The sequence below is a fragment of the Nocardia africana NBRC 100379 genome (genome assembly GCF_001612635.1).
Lineage (GTDB): Bacteria > Actinomycetota > Actinomycetes > Mycobacteriales > Mycobacteriaceae > Nocardia > Nocardia africana.
Window position 1 is genome coordinate 78,912 of the sequence record NZ_BDAV01000004.1, and the last position, 16,404, is coordinate 95,315.

14 protein-coding genes and 4 tRNA genes are annotated in these 16,404 nt (G+C 63.6%); 11 read left to right on the forward strand and 7 right to left on the reverse strand.

Annotation, left to right across the window (positions count from 1 at the left end; genetic code table 11):
• The first annotated feature begins 7 nt into the window (after positions 1 to 7).
• The 3 genes from NA3_RS04290 (at position 8) to NA3_RS04295 (ending at position 5,529) form a co-directional block, all read left to right on the forward strand.
• Complete coding sequence (locus NA3_RS04290) at positions 8 to 3,910, forward strand: TIR domain-containing protein (protein ID WP_062962270.1); 3,903 nt, start codon at positions 8 to 10, stop codon at positions 3,908 to 3,910.
• A gap of 744 nt (positions 3,911 to 4,654) precedes the next feature.
• Positions 4,655 to 5,002 (forward strand): glycosyltransferase, encoded by a 348-nt coding sequence (locus NA3_RS38395; protein ID WP_227995043.1) that lies wholly within the window; start codon positions 4,655 to 4,657, stop codon positions 5,000 to 5,002.
• Positions 4,909 to 5,529 carry a glycosyltransferase family 2 protein gene (locus NA3_RS04295; protein ID WP_227995041.1) on the forward strand — a complete coding sequence of 207 codons (621 nt, stop codon included), beginning with the start codon at positions 4,909 to 4,911 and terminating at the stop codon, positions 5,527 to 5,529. Before NA3_RS38395 ends, NA3_RS04295 begins: the two co-directional genes overlap by 94 nt.
• Positions 5,530 to 5,598: 69 nt before the next feature.
• Here NA3_RS04295 and NA3_RS38995 read toward each other — a convergent pair whose 3' ends face one another.
• Positions 5,599 to 5,721 (reverse strand): hypothetical protein, encoded by a 123-nt coding sequence (locus NA3_RS38995; RefSeq protein WP_258562247.1) that lies wholly within the window; start codon positions 5,719 to 5,721, stop codon positions 5,599 to 5,601.
• Between the two features lie 87 nt (positions 5,722 to 5,808).
• On the reverse strand, positions 5,809 to 5,997 hold the full coding sequence (locus tag NA3_RS04305; protein WP_062962272.1) for a hypothetical protein: 189 nt from the start codon (positions 5,995 to 5,997) through the stop codon (positions 5,809 to 5,811).
• Between the two features lie 276 nt (positions 5,998 to 6,273).
• Between NA3_RS04305 and NA3_RS04310 the strand changes: the two genes are divergently transcribed.
• Both NA3_RS04310 and NA3_RS04315 read left to right on the forward strand, forming a co-directional pair.
• The gene (locus NA3_RS04310) at positions 6,274 to 6,666 is read left to right on the forward strand and encodes an NUDIX hydrolase (protein WP_233427272.1); all 393 of its coding nucleotides are present in this window, start codon (positions 6,274 to 6,276) and stop codon (positions 6,664 to 6,666) included.
• Positions 6,667 to 6,668: 2 nt separating this feature from the next.
• Entirely contained in the window at positions 6,669 to 7,598 is a 930-nt protein-coding gene (locus NA3_RS04315; RefSeq protein ID WP_218021766.1) for a carbohydrate kinase family protein, read from the forward strand.
• A 55-nt stretch (positions 7,599 to 7,653) separates the two neighbouring features.
• On the opposite strand, the gene NA3_RS04320 is transcribed toward NA3_RS04315, so the two are convergent.
• Genes NA3_RS04320 through NA3_RS04330 form a run of 3 tightly spaced genes read right to left on the reverse strand, consistent with a single transcriptional unit; the run spans position 7,654 to position 9,945 of the window.
• Positions 7,654 to 8,298, reverse strand: coding sequence for a hypothetical protein (locus tag NA3_RS04320; protein ID WP_062962275.1), 645 nt, complete (start codon positions 8,296 to 8,298; stop codon positions 7,654 to 7,656).
• A 4-nt stretch (positions 8,299 to 8,302) separates the two neighbouring features.
• Positions 8,303 to 9,448 (reverse strand): radical SAM protein, encoded by a 1,146-nt coding sequence (locus NA3_RS04325; RefSeq protein WP_062962276.1) that lies wholly within the window; start codon positions 9,446 to 9,448, stop codon positions 8,303 to 8,305.
• Positions 9,445 to 9,945, reverse strand: a complete 501-nt coding sequence (locus tag NA3_RS04330) for a hypothetical protein (RefSeq protein ID WP_227995039.1) — start codon at positions 9,943 to 9,945, stop codon at positions 9,445 to 9,447. The genes NA3_RS04325 and NA3_RS04330 overlap by 4 nt, the downstream gene beginning before the upstream one ends.
• A gap of 531 nt (positions 9,946 to 10,476) precedes the next feature.
• Between NA3_RS04330 and NA3_RS04335 the strand changes: the two genes are divergently transcribed.
• Positions 10,477 to 11,757, forward strand: coding sequence for an NsdA family TPR-like regulatory protein (locus tag NA3_RS04335; RefSeq protein ID WP_062962278.1), 1,281 nt, complete (start codon positions 10,477 to 10,479; stop codon positions 11,755 to 11,757).
• Here NA3_RS04335 and NA3_RS04340 read toward each other — a convergent pair.
• Positions 11,746 to 12,582, reverse strand: a complete 837-nt coding sequence (locus NA3_RS04340; protein WP_227995037.1) for an alpha/beta hydrolase — start codon at positions 12,580 to 12,582, stop codon at positions 11,746 to 11,748. The genes NA3_RS04335 and NA3_RS04340 overlap by 12 nt on opposite strands.
• A 715-nt stretch (positions 12,583 to 13,297) precedes the next feature.
• On the opposite strand from NA3_RS04340, the gene NA3_RS39210 reads away from it, so the two are divergent.
• A complete protein-coding gene (locus tag NA3_RS39210; protein WP_227995454.1) occupies positions 13,298 to 14,983 on the forward strand; it encodes a recombinase family protein in 1,686 nt (561 codons plus the stop codon).
• Here the strand turns inward: NA3_RS39210 and NA3_RS04355 are convergent.
• Positions 14,940 to 15,014 (reverse strand) — tRNA-Val (locus NA3_RS04355). The two genes, NA3_RS39210 and NA3_RS04355, sit on opposite strands and share 44 nt — an antisense overlap.
• 521 nt (positions 15,015 to 15,535) lie before the next feature.
• Between NA3_RS04355 and NA3_RS04360 the strand changes: the two genes are divergently transcribed.
• From NA3_RS04360 to NA3_RS04375, 4 genes are all read left to right on the forward strand, one after another.
• Positions 15,536 to 15,608 (forward strand) — tRNA-Gly (locus NA3_RS04360).
• A gap of 23 nt (positions 15,609 to 15,631) precedes the next feature.
• A tRNA-Cys gene (locus tag NA3_RS04365) sits at positions 15,632 to 15,702 on the forward strand.
• A gap of 16 nt (positions 15,703 to 15,718) precedes the next feature.
• Positions 15,719 to 15,793, forward strand: a tRNA-Val gene (locus tag NA3_RS04370).
• Positions 15,794 to 15,939: 146 nt separating this feature from the next.
• A complete protein-coding gene (locus NA3_RS04375; protein ID WP_084491131.1) occupies positions 15,940 to 16,398 on the forward strand; it encodes an SRPBCC family protein in 459 nt (152 codons plus the stop codon).
• Positions 16,399 to 16,404 lie beyond the last annotated feature (6 nt).

Below are 16,404 nucleotides of genomic sequence, written 5' to 3' on the forward strand. Positions count from 1 at the left end.
GCGGCCCGTGCATGTCATCGTCGTGTATGACTGGCGTGATGCCGAGCAGAACAAGAAGGGGCTCTGGCTCGAGAACTACCTGCGTTCAACGGGATTTGCCCTGCGCGACTGGAAACGAGTGGGCAGCAACTGGATTGCCGACCTCGATGAGGCAATGGCGAAGTTCCGGGATCCGTGCTTCCTCGTCTTCACGCCCGGTGCCGGTGCGGCGGCCCCCGTCGACGTGTGGTGGCACGCAATTCTCGCGGCCGGCGACGACCGGCCCGTTATCCCGGTGTGCTTCGACGGGGCGCAGGTACCATCGCTTCTGGGTTCCCGGGTACACGTGGATATCGCCACGGACGAGGTCAGTGACGATGCCTTGGCCACCCTGGCTTCGGCCATGGCAGGGGCCGGACTACGGTCCCCAGCGCGCACGGATTCCATTACTGGCGGTCTCGATCCGCTCGCAATCGATCCCACCGGCGACCTGCCGCGGTTGCATCGTCTGACCGACCTCGCACTTCGGGACGCCGGCACTGTCGGGGAGCAGATTTTCACCTGGACAGTGAATGCCACTGGCCCTCGGCTGTATGTACGGCGCGATATACAGAACCAAGTCGTCGCGCGGCTGCGTGAGCAGCGCTTGGTAGTGGTGAGTGGTGCGGCCGGAGCGGGCAAGACGAGCCTGTTGTGGGGTGTTGCACAGGAGTTGTTGTCCGACCGTAACAGTCAGACGTTCTTTCTGCGTGGCCCCATGCTCACCGAGCGGGGTGGCCGGCGGCCTCTGATGACCGTAGACCGAATCCGAAATGCGGTGCGAGAGTGTCGGAAACTCGGTGTGCCGATCTTCCTGCTGATCGACACCGGTGACGTTCTCGTCAGCGACGACGAAGGGTATCTAACCCTGATGGACACCATCGATGTCGTCGCCGCCGCAGGGGGCTCCACTCTCGTCGCCTCGCGTCCGACCGAAGCGAAGCGGATTTCGAGCGCGGGGACCGAGCGCCTGACTCTTGGTTCCTACACGATGACGCCCAGAAAGTTCGGGCTGCCCTCCGAATTCGATCGAGCCGTTGCGGCGCACGCCATGGCGTACTGCCGAATGCCCGGCGACACGTCGGAACTCGCCGAACAGATCAGTTCGGCCGCTGTTCGCGAGCAGCCGTTGGGGGTCCTCGCGCAGCGTCCGCTGACGTTGCGGATGCTGTTCGAGTTGTACGCCCCCGGAGTGGTCCCGAGCACCATCGACGCCACCGAGCTCATGGAGCGGTTCTGGAACGATCGGGTGTTCCGGGATCGCCGGATTTGGACGACGGCCGTTGAGGAAAACCGTGATTCCGACTTGACCGGTACGGCGATGCGGATCGCTCATCAGATGATTCGGACCGGCGTCCCCGAGGTGGTCGTCGCCGACATTCCCGTTCCGACGCCTGCCGACCGTGGGAGGCTGCACGCGGAGATGGAACAACTGTGCTCGCGCGGGGTCGGGCAGCGGGGCGAGTTCGGAACGTTCACCTTCTTCCACCAGACGTTCTTTGAATTCGCTGCCGCAAAAAACCTTCTCGCGCGGTCGGTTTCGCCGACGACCGCGCTTTCGAGGCGGGTGCGCGACCGACCGGACGACGCCATTCTATTGGCGATTCTGGAACAGACTTGGATATGCGCCTACCGGTCGCCCGATCCTCATCGCAGCGCGGCCGACCGGCTCATGATGGAGGTGCTGACGGCGAGCGCCGATACCCTGCAGCGTCCGCCGTTCAGTCTGCGGCGGTGCGCGGTAGTGGTTGGTGCGCAGTCGGCTCTCGATGTCGCGTCCCGCGCGATGCTCGGCGAGGCCTTGCGACGTGAGGCCGACTCAGTCGTTGTGCGGGACTATCTCGCGTTACTGCCTCGGCCGGGTCGACCGTGGACCGCCGCGGACACTGCCCTACTGCTTCGTTGTTGGGCGCGGACGGATTCGAGTTGGCACTCCGCCGTGGATGTCCTACGCAGAGTGGCGGCGGCCGACCCGGAACACGCCCTGGCCGCTGCCGAGACGATCGCGCGCCGGAGACTGCCGGTCTCCTTGACGAGCGCCGACGGACTGCTGCACAAGCGGACCCGCGATCTGTTGGCGATGCTCCTGCCCGCATACACACGGTCGGTACTGCAACTACTGCAGCGGGCGGTGGACACGGATCCCACCGGGGTGCGCAGGGTGGCCGTCCTGGAGAAGCTCTACGAGATGCTCGACGCGGAGTCGGGCTCGCCCGCGGAGGTCGTGAGTTGGGCCCGGACTATCACTCCTACCCAACGTGCGACTTCTGTTCTGGTAGGTACGGCCGCTCGGCTGTACCGACGCGCCGCCCTAGCCGTATTGGATATCCCTTCGGACGCCGGTGGCGCGGACAACCTCCTCGAGCGGTTCGAGGCGGACCTCGATGTCATCGAGGACTGCGAGGGGCATCCGCCCATCCACGCCGCAGCGGCATGCTGGGGTTTGCTGTCAGCGCTCGGAAATGCCTCGGCGACAAAGGATCGTGCCGCGTTGGTGGATCGAGTGCTGGAAACTTTGCTGAGGTACGAGTCGCCCCGAGTTCACGAACAGATCCACCACGGCTGGCTCGTCGACCTCGTCAACACGAGCGCGGCAACGCGGCGGTGGGCCGCCGACCGGCTGGTCGCGGGATTGCCCGCGAACCACAGCGATCCGGCTGGTGGAGCGCAACGTTGGGCGGATTCGGTGCGCCGCACCCTCGAACGCCCCGACATCGAGCGTGCGGCATTAGCCGTGATCGTCGAATCCGTCGTCGACACGCTGTCGAATCAATGGGAAGCCTCACTGGTCTGGTCCGATCCGGAGCTCCTGCTGCGCGTGCTGTTGCCGAGCGCCTGCGCGAACCTGCGCGGCGCACGAGATACATTGGCGGCGATCATCGCTGATTCTCTGCCTATGACGGCGACTCAGGGCAGGATTCTCGCGCAGCAGGCACAACGGTTGCGGCCCCCCGACGCGGCGAACGGGATGGTTGTCGAATTTCTCGTGCTGCGCACCGAATACGAGGAGCTGAAACAGCTCTGTACCACGGAACCGCCGCCGACGTGGGATTCCCATACTGCTGCGGTGGCGGTCGCGTCGGCACTCGCCGACACGCTGTCGCATAAGCAGAAGGTGCGCCGTTCCGCCGCGAAATTCCTGGCTTGCGCGACCGAGGCGGGAGTAGCTCCTTTTCCACTCTGGGATGACATTTCGCGCTGTCTGGGCACTAGTACAGATGCGGTGGTCCGCGCCGACCTTGCCCAAATCGGCTACCACGCCGCCAACACTGGTGTGTTCGCCGCGTGGCCGCTGATCGACTATCTGCGGACCCGCCTGGCATACGCGTTGAACATCGGGAGCGTGGGAGACGACCACGAAATCCGCATCATGCGGCGCTTGCAGGTGAGTTTGCTGGCGATGCACGGCACCGAATCGAATTGCAACGAGATGATCGACCTGGCGTTCCTACCAGCCACCGAAACCAGCGCCATAGCCGGGCTCGCGGGATTGTTCGTGCCCAAAAATCGCCCCGGGGGCCCTGCTCCGATCGATGTGAGCACCGAGGTCCTCATAGAAGTCGGTCGACGACTCGCGAGCAACACCACCAGAGCGCCCCGCGATATCGCGGGCGCGTGGAAAAGTATCTTCGGTCAATTGCTCCATCAGGTCGACGAACCGACCCTGCTTCGGATCATCTTGGCACTGCCAGCAATGGCTTCGCCATACGCCGCCAACATCATTCATCGCCTCCCGGATCTGGACAGTGCGGATATCGCGCGCGGGCTGGCCGAGATCGCAGCGAAGCCGCTGTCCGCAGAAGTGCGGCGCGCGATCGAGTTCTATCGGAGAAGAGGGAATCTGCCCACCGGCGGGTGGCCGGAAATCGATCGCGACCTTGGCGTGACGTAAGCCAGCGGGTTCGCCGGTCGAGGTAGGCCGAACGACTTCCGCACGCCCGATCATTGTCGCAGCTGATCGGGTCTCCATCGGTTCGAATATGGTCGCAGCAGCGCGACAGGCGAGAATTCTTCCACCTCCAGTGGAGGTTTTGTCCTTCTCCGACGACGACATAAGGGCGGTAGCCGACATTCCTGTCGCCGCCGGCGCGATGTTATCGCCCGTTAGGCTGCCGCCGTTCATATTGCCCTGCCTTGGAATTCGTCATGAATGGCGACGGCCGTCGGTGTGATCAGCAGTAGTCGTCTCCGTGCTCACCGCCAGCGACCGTCTGTACGACGCGCTCCCCGGCCCCGTCAGGCCGGCAACAACATCGCCCTGTGGTTCTTCGCGCCGACCGCGCGTGAGCTGGTCATCGACTGCTCCCGCTGCCGTCGCTGTTCAGCGACTCTCGCTTGATGTTGCAACTCCGCGAAAAAGCCCCGCCTGCGGCCCACCGTCGATCCGCCTCTCATCTAGCGAGCTCCGGACGCACACTCACAAGGTGCGCGAAACTTCTTGCCTCGCTATCTGATTGCAACCCCCAAAACGTTACGCGGACTCGCCGGTAGATCGGCACCGCCCCCGCCTGCCTCCCATTCAAACGGGTCGAGGCCCCGGCTCCGACGCCACACATCGCCGTTGCCGAAGGCTGACGTCGTCGACGTCGATCTGCAGCGTCGGCGTGTCTATGGCCGGGCTGATATGTTCGCCGGCATGCCCAGTTCGGATGACAAGACTGTCGGCTTGGCCCTGGTCACCTACCAGAGTGCGGAAGACCTTCCCGGATTCCTCGAGACCCTGTCCGCTGCGATCGAGCCGTACACCGTGGACGTGGTGGGCATCGACAATGTCTCCACCGACCGCAGCGCCGAGATCGTCGAAGAATTCGGCGGCCGAGTCATCCGCAACACTCGCAACGTCGGGCTGGCAGCGGCGATCAATCAGGGCGCGGCCGCAACCGGCGGGCAATGGTCCTGGTCGCCAACCCCGACACGAAACTGTCCCCCGGCTCGATCGCGGCGCTCATCGACACAGCGAAGACCGATGACCGGATCGGCATGATCGGCCCCCGCATCCTGCGCCTGGACGGCCAGCCGTACCCCAGCGGGCGCCGTTTCCCGTCGCTGGCAGTCGGTATCGCACACGCACTGCTCGGCGGCATCTGGCCGAGCAACCCCGCAACGCGCCGATACTTCGGTGCCCCGGTCACCGAAGTGGGTGATGTGGACTGGATTTCGGGATGCTGCATGCTGTTTCGTCGCGAAGCGTTCGAAGCAGTCGGTGGGTTCGACGACCGCTATTTCCTCTACTTCGAGGAAACCAAGATGGCCCTCGACATGCACCGCGGCGGGTGGCGCGTCGTGCTCGATCCTAGGGTCGAGATCCGCCACCGCGAGGGCGGCAGCATGCGGTCCGCACCGTTCCGGAAGGTCCGCTCCCACCACCGCAGCGCACTGCGTTTCTACTGCGACTACCACCAGAGTTCGCCCTGGATCGTGTTCGCACCGCTGGTCGCGGCCGGGCTTGTCGTGCGTGGGACAGCGGCGGTGGCTCGGACCGCTCTGCTGCAGCGAATGAAGGGCCGGTAGACGAACAACTCCTCGTCCGAGCCGACACGGCTTTGCTACATGCGGTTCCTGTCCAACATGCGGTGGCGCCTACAGCTCATCGTCGTCCAGCAGCAACAGGTAGGCCGCCTCGGAGTGCACGAGGCATTCGTCCGGGTGGTGGAAGCGGTGGATATGCCGAAGCTCCCGGGCACGCTCGACCGTCAACTCCATCAGGTACACCTGGCACATGAACTCCGCCAGCCTTCCGTCGGCATGGACAAAGGTCCTGTAGCGCAGCGGTTCTGACATCGACATGGTTCAGTCCCACAATCGCGCGCACGGCAGTACCGGGAGGTCTGCGGTCACGTAGTCGTCGACTGTGACGACGACACCGGCGGATCCCTGAGCGAGGTTGTGGGCGACGCTTTGCGCCTGCTCCCCGGATGCCTGGTAATCCAGCGTCAACGCGCCGGATTCGATGCGAATGTGCCGAATCCGTCCCATCATGCCTGCCTCCCTCGCGATTCGAGTGGTGTGAACCTGGAGAAAGCCTGGAATCGGCAACGGCCGACGACTATGCCGCGCCCGCCCGGGCGGCTATACGTTCGGCGCATATTTCGTCGCCACCGCCCGCATTAGGCTGCGTGCGCACAGCAGTCATTCCGCACGAAGGCCCAGCTCAACGAGCATGAATAGGAAAACCAATTCATGACAGACGTAGTCGCCCGGCCCGCACACGGCTCGGGCTCCCACCGGCACAAGGTCACCGGGGACGTTCACCTGGTGCTGCGCCGCAACAACGAAATCCTGTTCGGCCGGCGCACGAACACCGGCTTCGAGGATGGTGCCTGGCACCTGCCCTCCGGTCACCTCGAAGCAGACGAGTCGGTGATCGAAGCGCTGATCCGTGAGGCACAGGAAGAAGTCGGGATCACCGTCAAGGCCGAGGACGTCCATTTCGTCCACGTCATGCACAACTCCTCATCCGGTGGTCGGATGGCGTTCTTCTTCTCAGTGCGGTCATGGGAGCGGCAGCCGGAGAACATGGAGCCAGATAAATGCGCTGAGCTGCAATGGTTCTCAGCAAGCGAGCTGCCCGAGCACATGATCGACTACTGCCGAGTGGCCATGGGTCATATCGCCCGCGGGCGTTCGTTCTCGACCTACGGTTGGTAGCGGTGCGCAATCCGTCCGGCCCGGTTGTATGCGTGAGTTATGTGGCGCTCGCCGAATTGTGGACAGTGCCGCGGTTTCCGCGCGTCAACTACGGCACGCCTATCAGCAGCATCGAATGGTCCATCGCAGCGGACGGACCGATGACCGCGGCAGCGCTGGTTGCAATGGGCGCACCAGTTCGCCTTCTAGCCAACGACATCGGAGGAGACGAGCACGGCCGCTTCGTGCGGCGATGGTTGGCGCAGCGCGACGTAATACCAGTGACCACGAGACCGGACGCAACGACGCCTCGGATCGTGGTGGCTGCCGATGACGCTCACACGCGGACGTGGTTCGCGCATCTGCCCCACGTCGTATCCGGCCTCGAGCAGATCGACCTCACGCCGGTCACGGCCGCCTCGTTCCTGTACGTGGACAGCTACGAAATAATCGAGGGTGCTGTCCTTCGCGCGATCGCCGCCGCTCGGAGAGCCGAAATCCCGATATTGCTGAACCTCGGTGGCTCACCGCTTGCCGCGCCCACCGCTGCGGCCATTGCCGGCTATCCACACCTCCTGGTGCAGACCAACGTCGACGACTCGGACTATCTCGAAGCCGTAGCCGTCGCCACGGCGTTACTCGAGAGAACCAGCGCGAAGTGGGCAGTCGTTACAGCCGGTGCGTTCGGTGCCGTCGCTGTCAGCCGATCGAAAGAACTTGCCGTGCCATCGTTTCCGGTGAACGTGCGGCATACACACTGCGCGGGGGCGGCCTTCTCAGCCGGGCTGCTCTACGGTCTGCGAGAAGGGTGGTCGATGCTGCACAGCCTCAGACTGGGATGCGCCAGTGGGGCGCTGCGATGTGCACGACACCACAGCGCACCACTGCCGAGCCTCACGGAGTTGCTGGCGGTCATCGACCCAACCGAACCACCCGCATCGGAAGATGCCTAGCCGATGAAGCGGGCGGTCCTGGCTGCGGTCGCGGGGTGGCGGCATCTGCCCGCGACTAGATCAGATTCCACTCTTTGAGCCATCCGCTCACCTCTGCGAACCGCGTTCGGCTCATCTGCTTCGCCTTGGCCTGTTCCTCGGGTTCGTCCTTGGCGCCGAACTGCCACCACGCATGGTCGGTGTGCCGGTCCATGACCAGAAATTTGTCTTTTACCGCGGGCCCGCGCACCACCAAACTGACGGTGAACGGCTCAGCGACCACCGCATGCACCATCGAGTGGTGCAGCGCGTAGCTGGTGCCTACCGGCTCCTCGCGGACGTGCAGAACCGGCAGCTTTCTCGGTTCCACCTGCTCGTCCAACTCGGCGTTGCCGAACAGGTAGTGCCGGTAATGTCCGCGCAGGATCTTGCTGGCGTAGCTCCAGCGGTGGTTGTGCGGCCGGTCGAAATAACCCGGCAGAAACACGTGCAGCCGCACCCGCACCCCGGGATCGTCGGCGCTGGCCAGCACGATTTTGTCCAGGATGTCGTAGTGCTCGCACAGCTGCATCAGCTCAGGCCGATTCGCCAGATCGAGCAGCCGGTCCCTCAGCAGGCTGGGCTGTCCCGCCAACTCGTCCAGCGCGGCGCGGCATGCCCGCTCCACTTCGTCGATGTCGTTCCAGTCGATCCGGCACAGTTCTGCGATCACGCGGTCCATCGGTCTACTCCTCGGGCTTGGCGCTGGATTTCCACAGTCGGCACACCGGCACGATGTCTTCGTAAGCCGCGCACGACGACTGGCCCATAACCACCTCTTCCGCAGGACAGCCGCCCATGCAGCCGCTGACTTTGCAGCCCTCACAGGAACTGTCGGCGAGCACGCCTGTGAACAGATCGAACTCGTTCGCCCCGGAATTGAGCTCGACTCGACCGTTCACCATTCGAGCGAAGTAGAGATCGGTGTCGAACAGGTACGAACAGACGTAGCACCGGCCGTCCGGGAAGATCGAAATTCGATCCAATGTCCGACCGATGCAGCCCTGGTAGCCTTCGTCGGCGTACCGCTGCATCTGATCCCGTCGGGCATACGTCGGCTGGTACCAGACGCGCGTGTTGTACTGCGGGGCAATCACATTGAGGCTGTCGGAGAAGTCGACCCATTCCGGTGGCGACATCGCTAGCTCCGGGTTGCCATGCCCGGTGCCTATTGTGGAAAACACGTGGAACTTCACCAGGCTGACGCCCAGCACGTCAGCGATGTCCAACAGCTGCAAGACATCTCGCTCATTGGCTTTGTTAACGGTACAGATGATCCGGGTGTCGAAGCCCCGCTCGCACAGCTCCCGCGTGGTCTCCATCGCCTCATCGAAAGTGCCCTCGCCCCGCACCGCATCGTGGGTCTCCCGGCTGCCACCATCCAGGCTGACCTGCACATAGGCGAAGTCATCCGGAGCCAGCTGACGAAAGCGCCGAAGTGCCGGTTTCTGGGCGTTGGTCGTGGTGATGACGTGCTCGTAGCCGAGTTGGCGACTGAGCCGGATCACCTCGCAGTAATGCGGGTGCAGCGTCGGCTCTCCACCGAGAATGGTCAGTTTGCTCCCGCCGAGCCGGCGCCATGTGGTGAGCGTGTCGACGATTCTGGGCAGCGGCATCTTCAGCGCCCGATCCAGCCGCTCACCCATATAGCAGTGCTCGCAACGCAGCTGGCACGCCTCGGTGATGTAGAGGTAGACGTTCCGGAAACGTCCATAGGCCACCCGTTCGATCTTCTGCGGTTGGGGAACATTCCCGCCCCGCGGCATCCGGGCGTGGCCGTAACCGTCGAGGCTCGTCCGCAGTGACGGCATGGGCAGATCTGTGCTTGTCATGACACTCGGCTCCGTGAAATAAGCAGGGGAGCAATCAGGTCGGCTGCCCCATGGATGGTGTTCGTTGTCTCGCACTCGGTGACAGCGATGCCCGAGGCCGTAAAGCCGGCGCGGATGCCCTCAGCTGCCTGCTGGTATCGCTGCAGGCGCGATCTGAAAAGCCCCGGCGAGTCGCCCCTCCGCGGATGTAGGAGACCACCACAGCGGCTGCACCGCCACGGGTCTTCGCCACTGGGGACTGCGGGTAGTCGTGGATCGTAGATCGGATCGCGCTCGCACCGGTGACACACCTTCCGGTTACGCGCCCGCTGCCGAAGGGTCCGAACGTCTGCCAGCACCTCGATCGGCTCGATATGCGGAGGCAGTTCCAACATCCACAGCGTGGCCAGCAATTGCCGCACCTGAGTGCCGGAGCCGGGGAAGTTGTCCAGCAACACCGTGTGAACATCCGGATCCGCATCCACCGCAGCGAAATAGTCGTCGAGTGCCTCCGCCACCGTGGCCCCATCGATCCAACCGAGACGCCGACTATCCGACGCGGTGGCGGCCAGTACCTGCTGTGGCACGTGTTCTCGAAGGCGAAATACTCGGCGTCCGGGCGATCGTCCCAGCTGTAATATCAGTGTGGTTTTACCCGCGGCCGGTGGGCCGAAGAGCGGAACTACCAGGGATAACGTCACGCCAACCCCTCTCCTGGCGGCCAGTTTCAAAGACGACTCAAGAGTTGGCTGCTCCCCCCGAGATGACCACGCCACTGGTGTATGCGCGGTATGCGCCGAACGTATGGCGGGCAGGTGTTGGCCCTGTTACAGTCGCGCGACCAGGGCAAACGGGTGGGGTCACGGCACCCAGAACAATCCGGAGTAGCCATGAATCGGGGATCTGACCAACAGCGCTACTGCGGTCGTTGCGGCGGCAGGCTCAACAGCTACAACGTGCAAATACTCTGTGGCGCTTGCGAACTCGTTGCCCGCGACGAGCTACACCAGCCACCTGCCGTGCCACCCGGGTTTTGGCAGACCGACCAGATGCGCGATTCCCTGGGCACCTGGCACATGGGCCGAGTGATCTTTGCCTACAGGACGCATCCGTACCACGGTCGGCAACTGCCGCAGGAATTGGTCGCCGGATGGCTCGGACTCACACAGGCCCAGCTCAGCCGGATCGAAAAGGGCGACGCACCGGAACAGCTGTCCAAATTGATCCGCTGGTCGCAGTGCCTCGGTATACCGAGCGGGCTCCTGTGGTTCAAGGTGCCGCAGATCGACGATATCGATGCCAGCGATGCCTCCGAAACAGGAACTGCTGCAAGCCATGACACTGTCGACCTGGCTCGATGGCTGGCGTCGAACGGTGCGAGTCCTCCTCCTTCGAAGCATGCCGACGAACTCGAGCGCGTCGGCCGAGCCCTCGAAGACGCACGCCGCTACTTCGACGGGACCATCATCGACTTCTTTCGTGCCCAACTCGAGCGCTGCAAGCGTGACGACGGCGCTCTGGGGCCGGCAGCCGCCCTACCATTGGTGCTCGGTGTGATCGGCGCTGTCCAGCGGCACGGTAAAGACGTTCCCTCGGACATCCGCCGACGACTCCTGGCGGTCGGCGCTGACGGAGCCGAATTCGCCGGCTGGCTGTACCGCGACCTCCACGACCCGTTGACCGCGCAGCTGCTGTACGACCGCGCGATGGAGTGGGCGCAGGCCGCGGGCAGCTTGCCCATGCAGGGCTACATACTGCTCAAGAAATCCCAGATGGCATATGAAACCCGCGACACTGCAACGCTTCTGACGCTCGCCCAAGCGGCAAAAGAAGGCCCATGGCAGCTGCCGGCATACGTCCAGGCAGAAGTAGTGCAGCAAGAGGCCCTGGGGTTGGCAATGACTGGCGCGCCAGCCAAAGTCGTGCAAATCAACCTCGGCCAAGCCCAGGAACTGCTGAGCGGCGCCGGCGATGGGCGAGACCACGAACTCGTGAGCTACTTCAACCAGGACACACTCCTCGTACGCTCGGCTTGCTGCTACACCGAAGCCGGCAAACCGCAGACTGCGAGCCAGCTCTTCGGCCAGGTGCTTTTGAATAGCTCCCTATCCCGGCGCGACGTCGGATTCTTCGGCGCTCGCCGAGCTAAGGCCCTGGCACTCTCCGGCGAGCCCGACGAAGCCGCGACAGTGGCCGCGCAGTCAGTTGCTGTGGCACGCGAAACGCACTCGGAGCGAACAATGAATGTCATCGTCGATGTCGTACGCACGCTCGACCCGTGGAGACACCGGCCCCAGGTTCGACAACTTCGCGAACTGTTACTGCCGTGATACGGAATCTGTTGTGAGCCAACGCGTAACGACGCCGATGACCTCAGCTTGGTATTCCTGGCTCTTCGGGTTCAGGTACTGCGGATCATCGTGAACCGCGAACCCGTGCTGCGATCCTTCGATCTCGATCAACTCGACGGGCGCAGTGAATTTGGAGGCGGCCTCGCGGGAGCCGCTGATCGGCACCAGGGTGTCGGCGTTTCCGTGGACGATCAAAGTCGGCGTCTTGATTTCGCCCAGCACCTCGTTCGGCTTGAGCCAGAAGACTTCGTTCAGCAGCGGCCTACCGTGCTTCAGGGACGGCGTGAATTGAACGGCGCCAGTCTCATTCAGCTCTGCCGCTCGTTCATCGCTGATGACGTCGTTCGTCCAGTAATCACGGCTGTCGATCGTCCGCCACTTGTAGTCGAACTGCGGATTCAGCAGCACCAGCCGATCGATATCCTCCGGCCGCTTCGCCGCGTAGTAGGCGCAGACTCCGCCACCGAAGCTGGCACCCAGCAGACCAACCTCCCTCGCGCCCACAACGTCGCGCAGGTAAGCAAGATTCACCCTGACGTCGTTGAGAATGGTCGCAAGAGTTAGCTCTTCCTGTCGTCCTTCGCTTTCGCCGTGACCACGGAGATCGAACCGTAGCGACGTCACCCCGCCTTGTGCGAGGCCGGCAGCGAGGCGAGTGAAGAACCCGCCCTCGTCCCGTGTGACACCGCCGCCGTGCACCATCACGACGGCACGCCCAGTCGTGTGGTCGGGCGCGACGAGAGTGCCCGTCAGGTGTAGGCCGTCGAGACTACGGACCTTGATGGTGGTGCTCGTCAGTGCCACGGAACCAGTCAACCAGAGCCTCACCATCACTGCAGTACCGCCTGAGATTCTCCGATGAAAAAGAGCAAGATTCGATATACCCCTTCCCCTTTGGCGACGCAGATGGAAGCCTCGAACGCATCTGGCGTAGCGCGAGGAACTCGATCGGAACCGAATCGAGGCCTCGACCATGTTGCGACTCTGGACATTCCGCCAAGGTAGTTGCGCCGACAATTGCGAACACAGCTGCACGCCCGGCACGCCGAGCGCACTAGTCGGATTCGGAAGCTGTCCCCCCGCGGCTGCCTACATATCGCCACCGATTCTCACTTCCGCGGCGACCGCGCTTCCGCCCGATGCGGGCAGCATGACTGAGGGACTCGGCTTCCGCCAGGCGGTACAGCGTCGCCCTCCACGCCGGCTGCTTCAGCCACGCTGGTTTCTCACCGGCAGAGCACATAAGCAGCTATCTTCCAGCGAACATTCGGTTCTTGTAATTCGATGCAGAGCCGAGAATCTTCATACCCGCAGCCAGTCTCGAACAGCCCGCAGTTCGGCCGCACGGCGCCTCTCAGGAATGTCCGATGCCTAGCGGCGGCGGCAGACCTATCGGCGAGCGACGTGAGCATCACCTGGTCGTCGAAAGCGATCGGCGCGAGCCGCCGGATCTTCGCAGGCTGAGCCGAGTCGTCATCGAGCTGGCGAAAGAGTCGAAAACCACCGAGGAGGAAACCCGTTGAACGGCACCGTCGCGCTCGCCGTCGCCTACCTGCGCGTCTCGGACAAGAAGCAACTGAACACCGCCATCGACATCGACCCCGACGGCAATTCCATTGCCACCCAACGCACGATCGTCGAACAACGAGCCCACACACTGCCCGCCCAGATCGTCCAGGAATTCGTCGAGCCAGGAGTCTCGGCCCAGTCGATCGAAAAGCGCCCCGCGTTCCAGCGGATGCTTACCTACCTTCAGCAGAACCCGCAGATCAAGTACGTCATCGTCTACATGCGCTCCCGCGCCTTCCGCAACTACATCGACGCCGCTATCACCAAACGCCAACTCGACCTGCTGGGCGTGAAGCTGATATCGGCCAAGGAAGACTTCGGCGACGGCATCTACGGCGACATGATGGCCGCCATCACCGACATCTTCAACGACACCCAGAATCGGTTGTCGGGCCAGGACATCAGCACCAAGATGCTGAACAAGGCCATGAACGGCGGCACCTGCAGCCGGGCCAAACTCGGCTACGTCAACGCACGGATCACCGTCGAGGGCCGCCAGGTCAACACCATCAAGACCGACGAAGAACGCGCATCACTGGTCGTTCGGGCATGGGAACTCTACGCGACCGGCGATTACTCGATCGAGGACCTCGAAGCAGCAATGGCCGACATGGGCCTCACATCCCGCCCGACCGGCGCCCGCCCGAATCCACGCCCCGTCTCCGCGGCGACCCTCCACAACATGCTGCGCGATCCCTACTACGTCGGCTACGTCACCTGGAAAGGCCAGATCTATCCAGGCCGGCACGAGCCACTGATCGACCACGAACTCTTCGAACGTGTGCAGAACGTCTTGCGCAAACGCAGCGGCAACGGCACCCGGGACCGCATACACGCCCACTACCTGAAAGGGTGGCTGTTCTGCGCACGCTGCCGAGACCAAGACACCACCGCCAGGTTGGTCTACAACGTCTCCACCGGCCGCAACCGAGTGCGGTACGCCTACTTCGTCTGCCGCAGGAGCAAACAAGGCCTCTGCGACCTCCCCCACCTGCCGGCCGAGACCGTCGAAGAAGCGATCCTCGACCACTACCGCACCCTGCAGCTGCCGACCGACTTCGCCACCACGACGCGACGCCTGCTCGAACAGGTCGTCTCCGACGAGCAGAACACCACCCGAGAGTTGCACGCCAACCTGAACCGCCAACTGAAGGAACTCGACCAGAGCGAAAACCGGTTGGTCGATCTGCTCGCCGATGGCTCGATGCCCCAAGCCAAGGTGCGCATGAAACTCATCGAGATCAAAGCTCAGCGCAACCGCATCGAAGCAGCGCTCACCAACACTTCCGAAGAACTCAGCGTCGGAACGACGGTTCTACGTCACGCCCTCGACCTCATCGCCGACCCCTACAGCCTGTATCTGGACGCAGGCCCAGACGTGCGGCGACTGCTGAACGAGACGTTCTTCGAGTGCTTCTACATCGATGACCTGGAAGACGCCACAGCACTACGAATCACCGACGACAAGACCGGCAAGTTCGCTGACCTTCACTCAGCAGCCCGAAACCACCCAAATCGGACGGCGGACAAACCCAGGACAAGCTGCCGCGATGCACGCCTGCGGACGGTCACTGTTTCGAATAAAGAGGTTCTGGTGGTCCCAGCTGGTTTCGAACCAGCGACCTCTCGCGTGTGAGGCGAGCGCTCTCCCGCTGAGCTATGGGACCCGGGGAATTCGGGGCGGCTGGGGTGCCGTTCCGAACGAGAAGGAACCTTAACACGCATCCCCGGGGTCACACCAAATCGGGGCTTGACCTGGGTGTTTCAGTCGGTCGGCGATGGACGGAACATGAACGGACACAGACGTTCTCGTCGGCCGGCTCGCCGGGCAGTCCACCCTCGCCGCCGGTGTGAAGCATCGCGAGCATTGGGCGGGGCCGGTGCCCGACCGGGCCCCGCGGGTTGCGGTTTGCCGCGCTGCGGGACGAGGACCGACCGTGCTGCCGCACCACCGGCTCTCCGCCGCAACCCCGGCACGGCGACGGATGCCGCTTCAAGGATCGGCGCCCGGCGGGCACCGCGCCGCCGCCACCGACGCCGGTGTCATCCCATGGGCACCCCCCGCAAAACACACCGGTGTTATTCACTTTTACCCCTATCTACCAGGCGATTTGTTGACGGTGCGGGTTGTGGGCTAATGTTCTCTCTCGCAGCCGGAAGGGGCCGAAAAGCCCCGGAGACGCAGCATGCGGATGTAGCGCAGTTGGTAGCGCATCACCTTGCCAAGGTGAGGGTCGCGGGTTCGAATCCCGTCATCCGCTCGAAGGCCAACCCGGCCTTGGTTGGCGGTGTGGCCGAGTGGTGAGGCAACGGCCTGCAAAGCCGTGCACACGGGTTCGATTCCCGTCGCCGCCTCTAGTAGGCGAACCACGCGCGATTAGCTCAGCGGGAGAGCGCTTCCCTGACACGGAAGAGGTCACTGGTTCAATCCCAGTATCGCGCACCAACGAAATAGCAGGTCAGCCCCGGTTTCGACCGGGGCTTTCTTGTATCCGCGTCAGGGACGTATCAACACGTGGACGACTGTGTCCGCCGTCTCATCGCTTGGGATACGGTCGAAGCCCAGCAAGCCGAGCGGCGAGGAGAGATGTCGTGCGCGATTCGGTAACCGTCCACATGGCGGCGTCGCCGGCACAGGTGTGGGCGGTGGTCAGCGATATCACCCGGATCGGTGAATTCAGCCCCGAGACGTTCGAGGCCGAATGGGTCGGGGGCGCAACGGGTCCCGCCGTGGGAGCGAAGTTCCGGGGGCATGTGCGGCGCAATCAACTGGGGCCCGTTTACTGGACCACGTGCAGAGTCGAGGTGTGCGAGCCCGAACGCGAGTTCGCCTACACCGTGCTCGGGCCCGGAGGGATGAGCATCAACCGGTGGGGTTATCGGCTGGAACAGCGCGACGGCGGCACCGACGTCACCGAATCGTTCGAGCTCGCGGCGATCCTGCCGTTGCGGCTGTACTGGTCGGCGCTCGGGTGGGCGCGTGGGCGGCGCAACCACAACGACATGGCCATCACCCTCAACCGGATGAAGATCGCCGTCGAACACCGCTGAGGACGG

Coding starts and splice junctions, on each gene's coding strand:
- NA3_RS04295 (WP_227995041.1), top strand. CDS start 4,909: ATGGTCCTGGTCGCCAACCCCGACACGAAACTGTCCCCCGGCTCGATC.
- NA3_RS04335 (WP_062962278.1), top strand. CDS start 10,477: ATGCGCGATTCCCTGGGCACCTGGCACATGGGCCGAGTGATCTTTGCC.
- NA3_RS04320 (WP_062962275.1), bottom strand. CDS start 8,298: ATGGACCGCGTGATCGCAGAACTGTGCCGGATCGACTGGAACGACATC.
- NA3_RS04305 (WP_062962272.1), bottom strand. CDS start 5,997: ATGATGGGACGGATTCGGCACATTCGCATCGAATCCGGCGCGTTGACG.
- NA3_RS04325 (WP_062962276.1), bottom strand. CDS start 9,448: ATGACAAGCACAGATCTGCCCATGCCGTCACTGCGGACGAGCCTCGAC.
- NA3_RS38395 (WP_227995043.1), top strand. CDS start 4,655: ATGCCCAGTTCGGATGACAAGACTGTCGGCTTGGCCCTGGTCACCTAC.
- NA3_RS38995 (WP_258562247.1), bottom strand. CDS start 5,721: ATGGAGTTGACGGTCGAGCGTGCCCGGGAGCTTCGGCATATCCACCGC.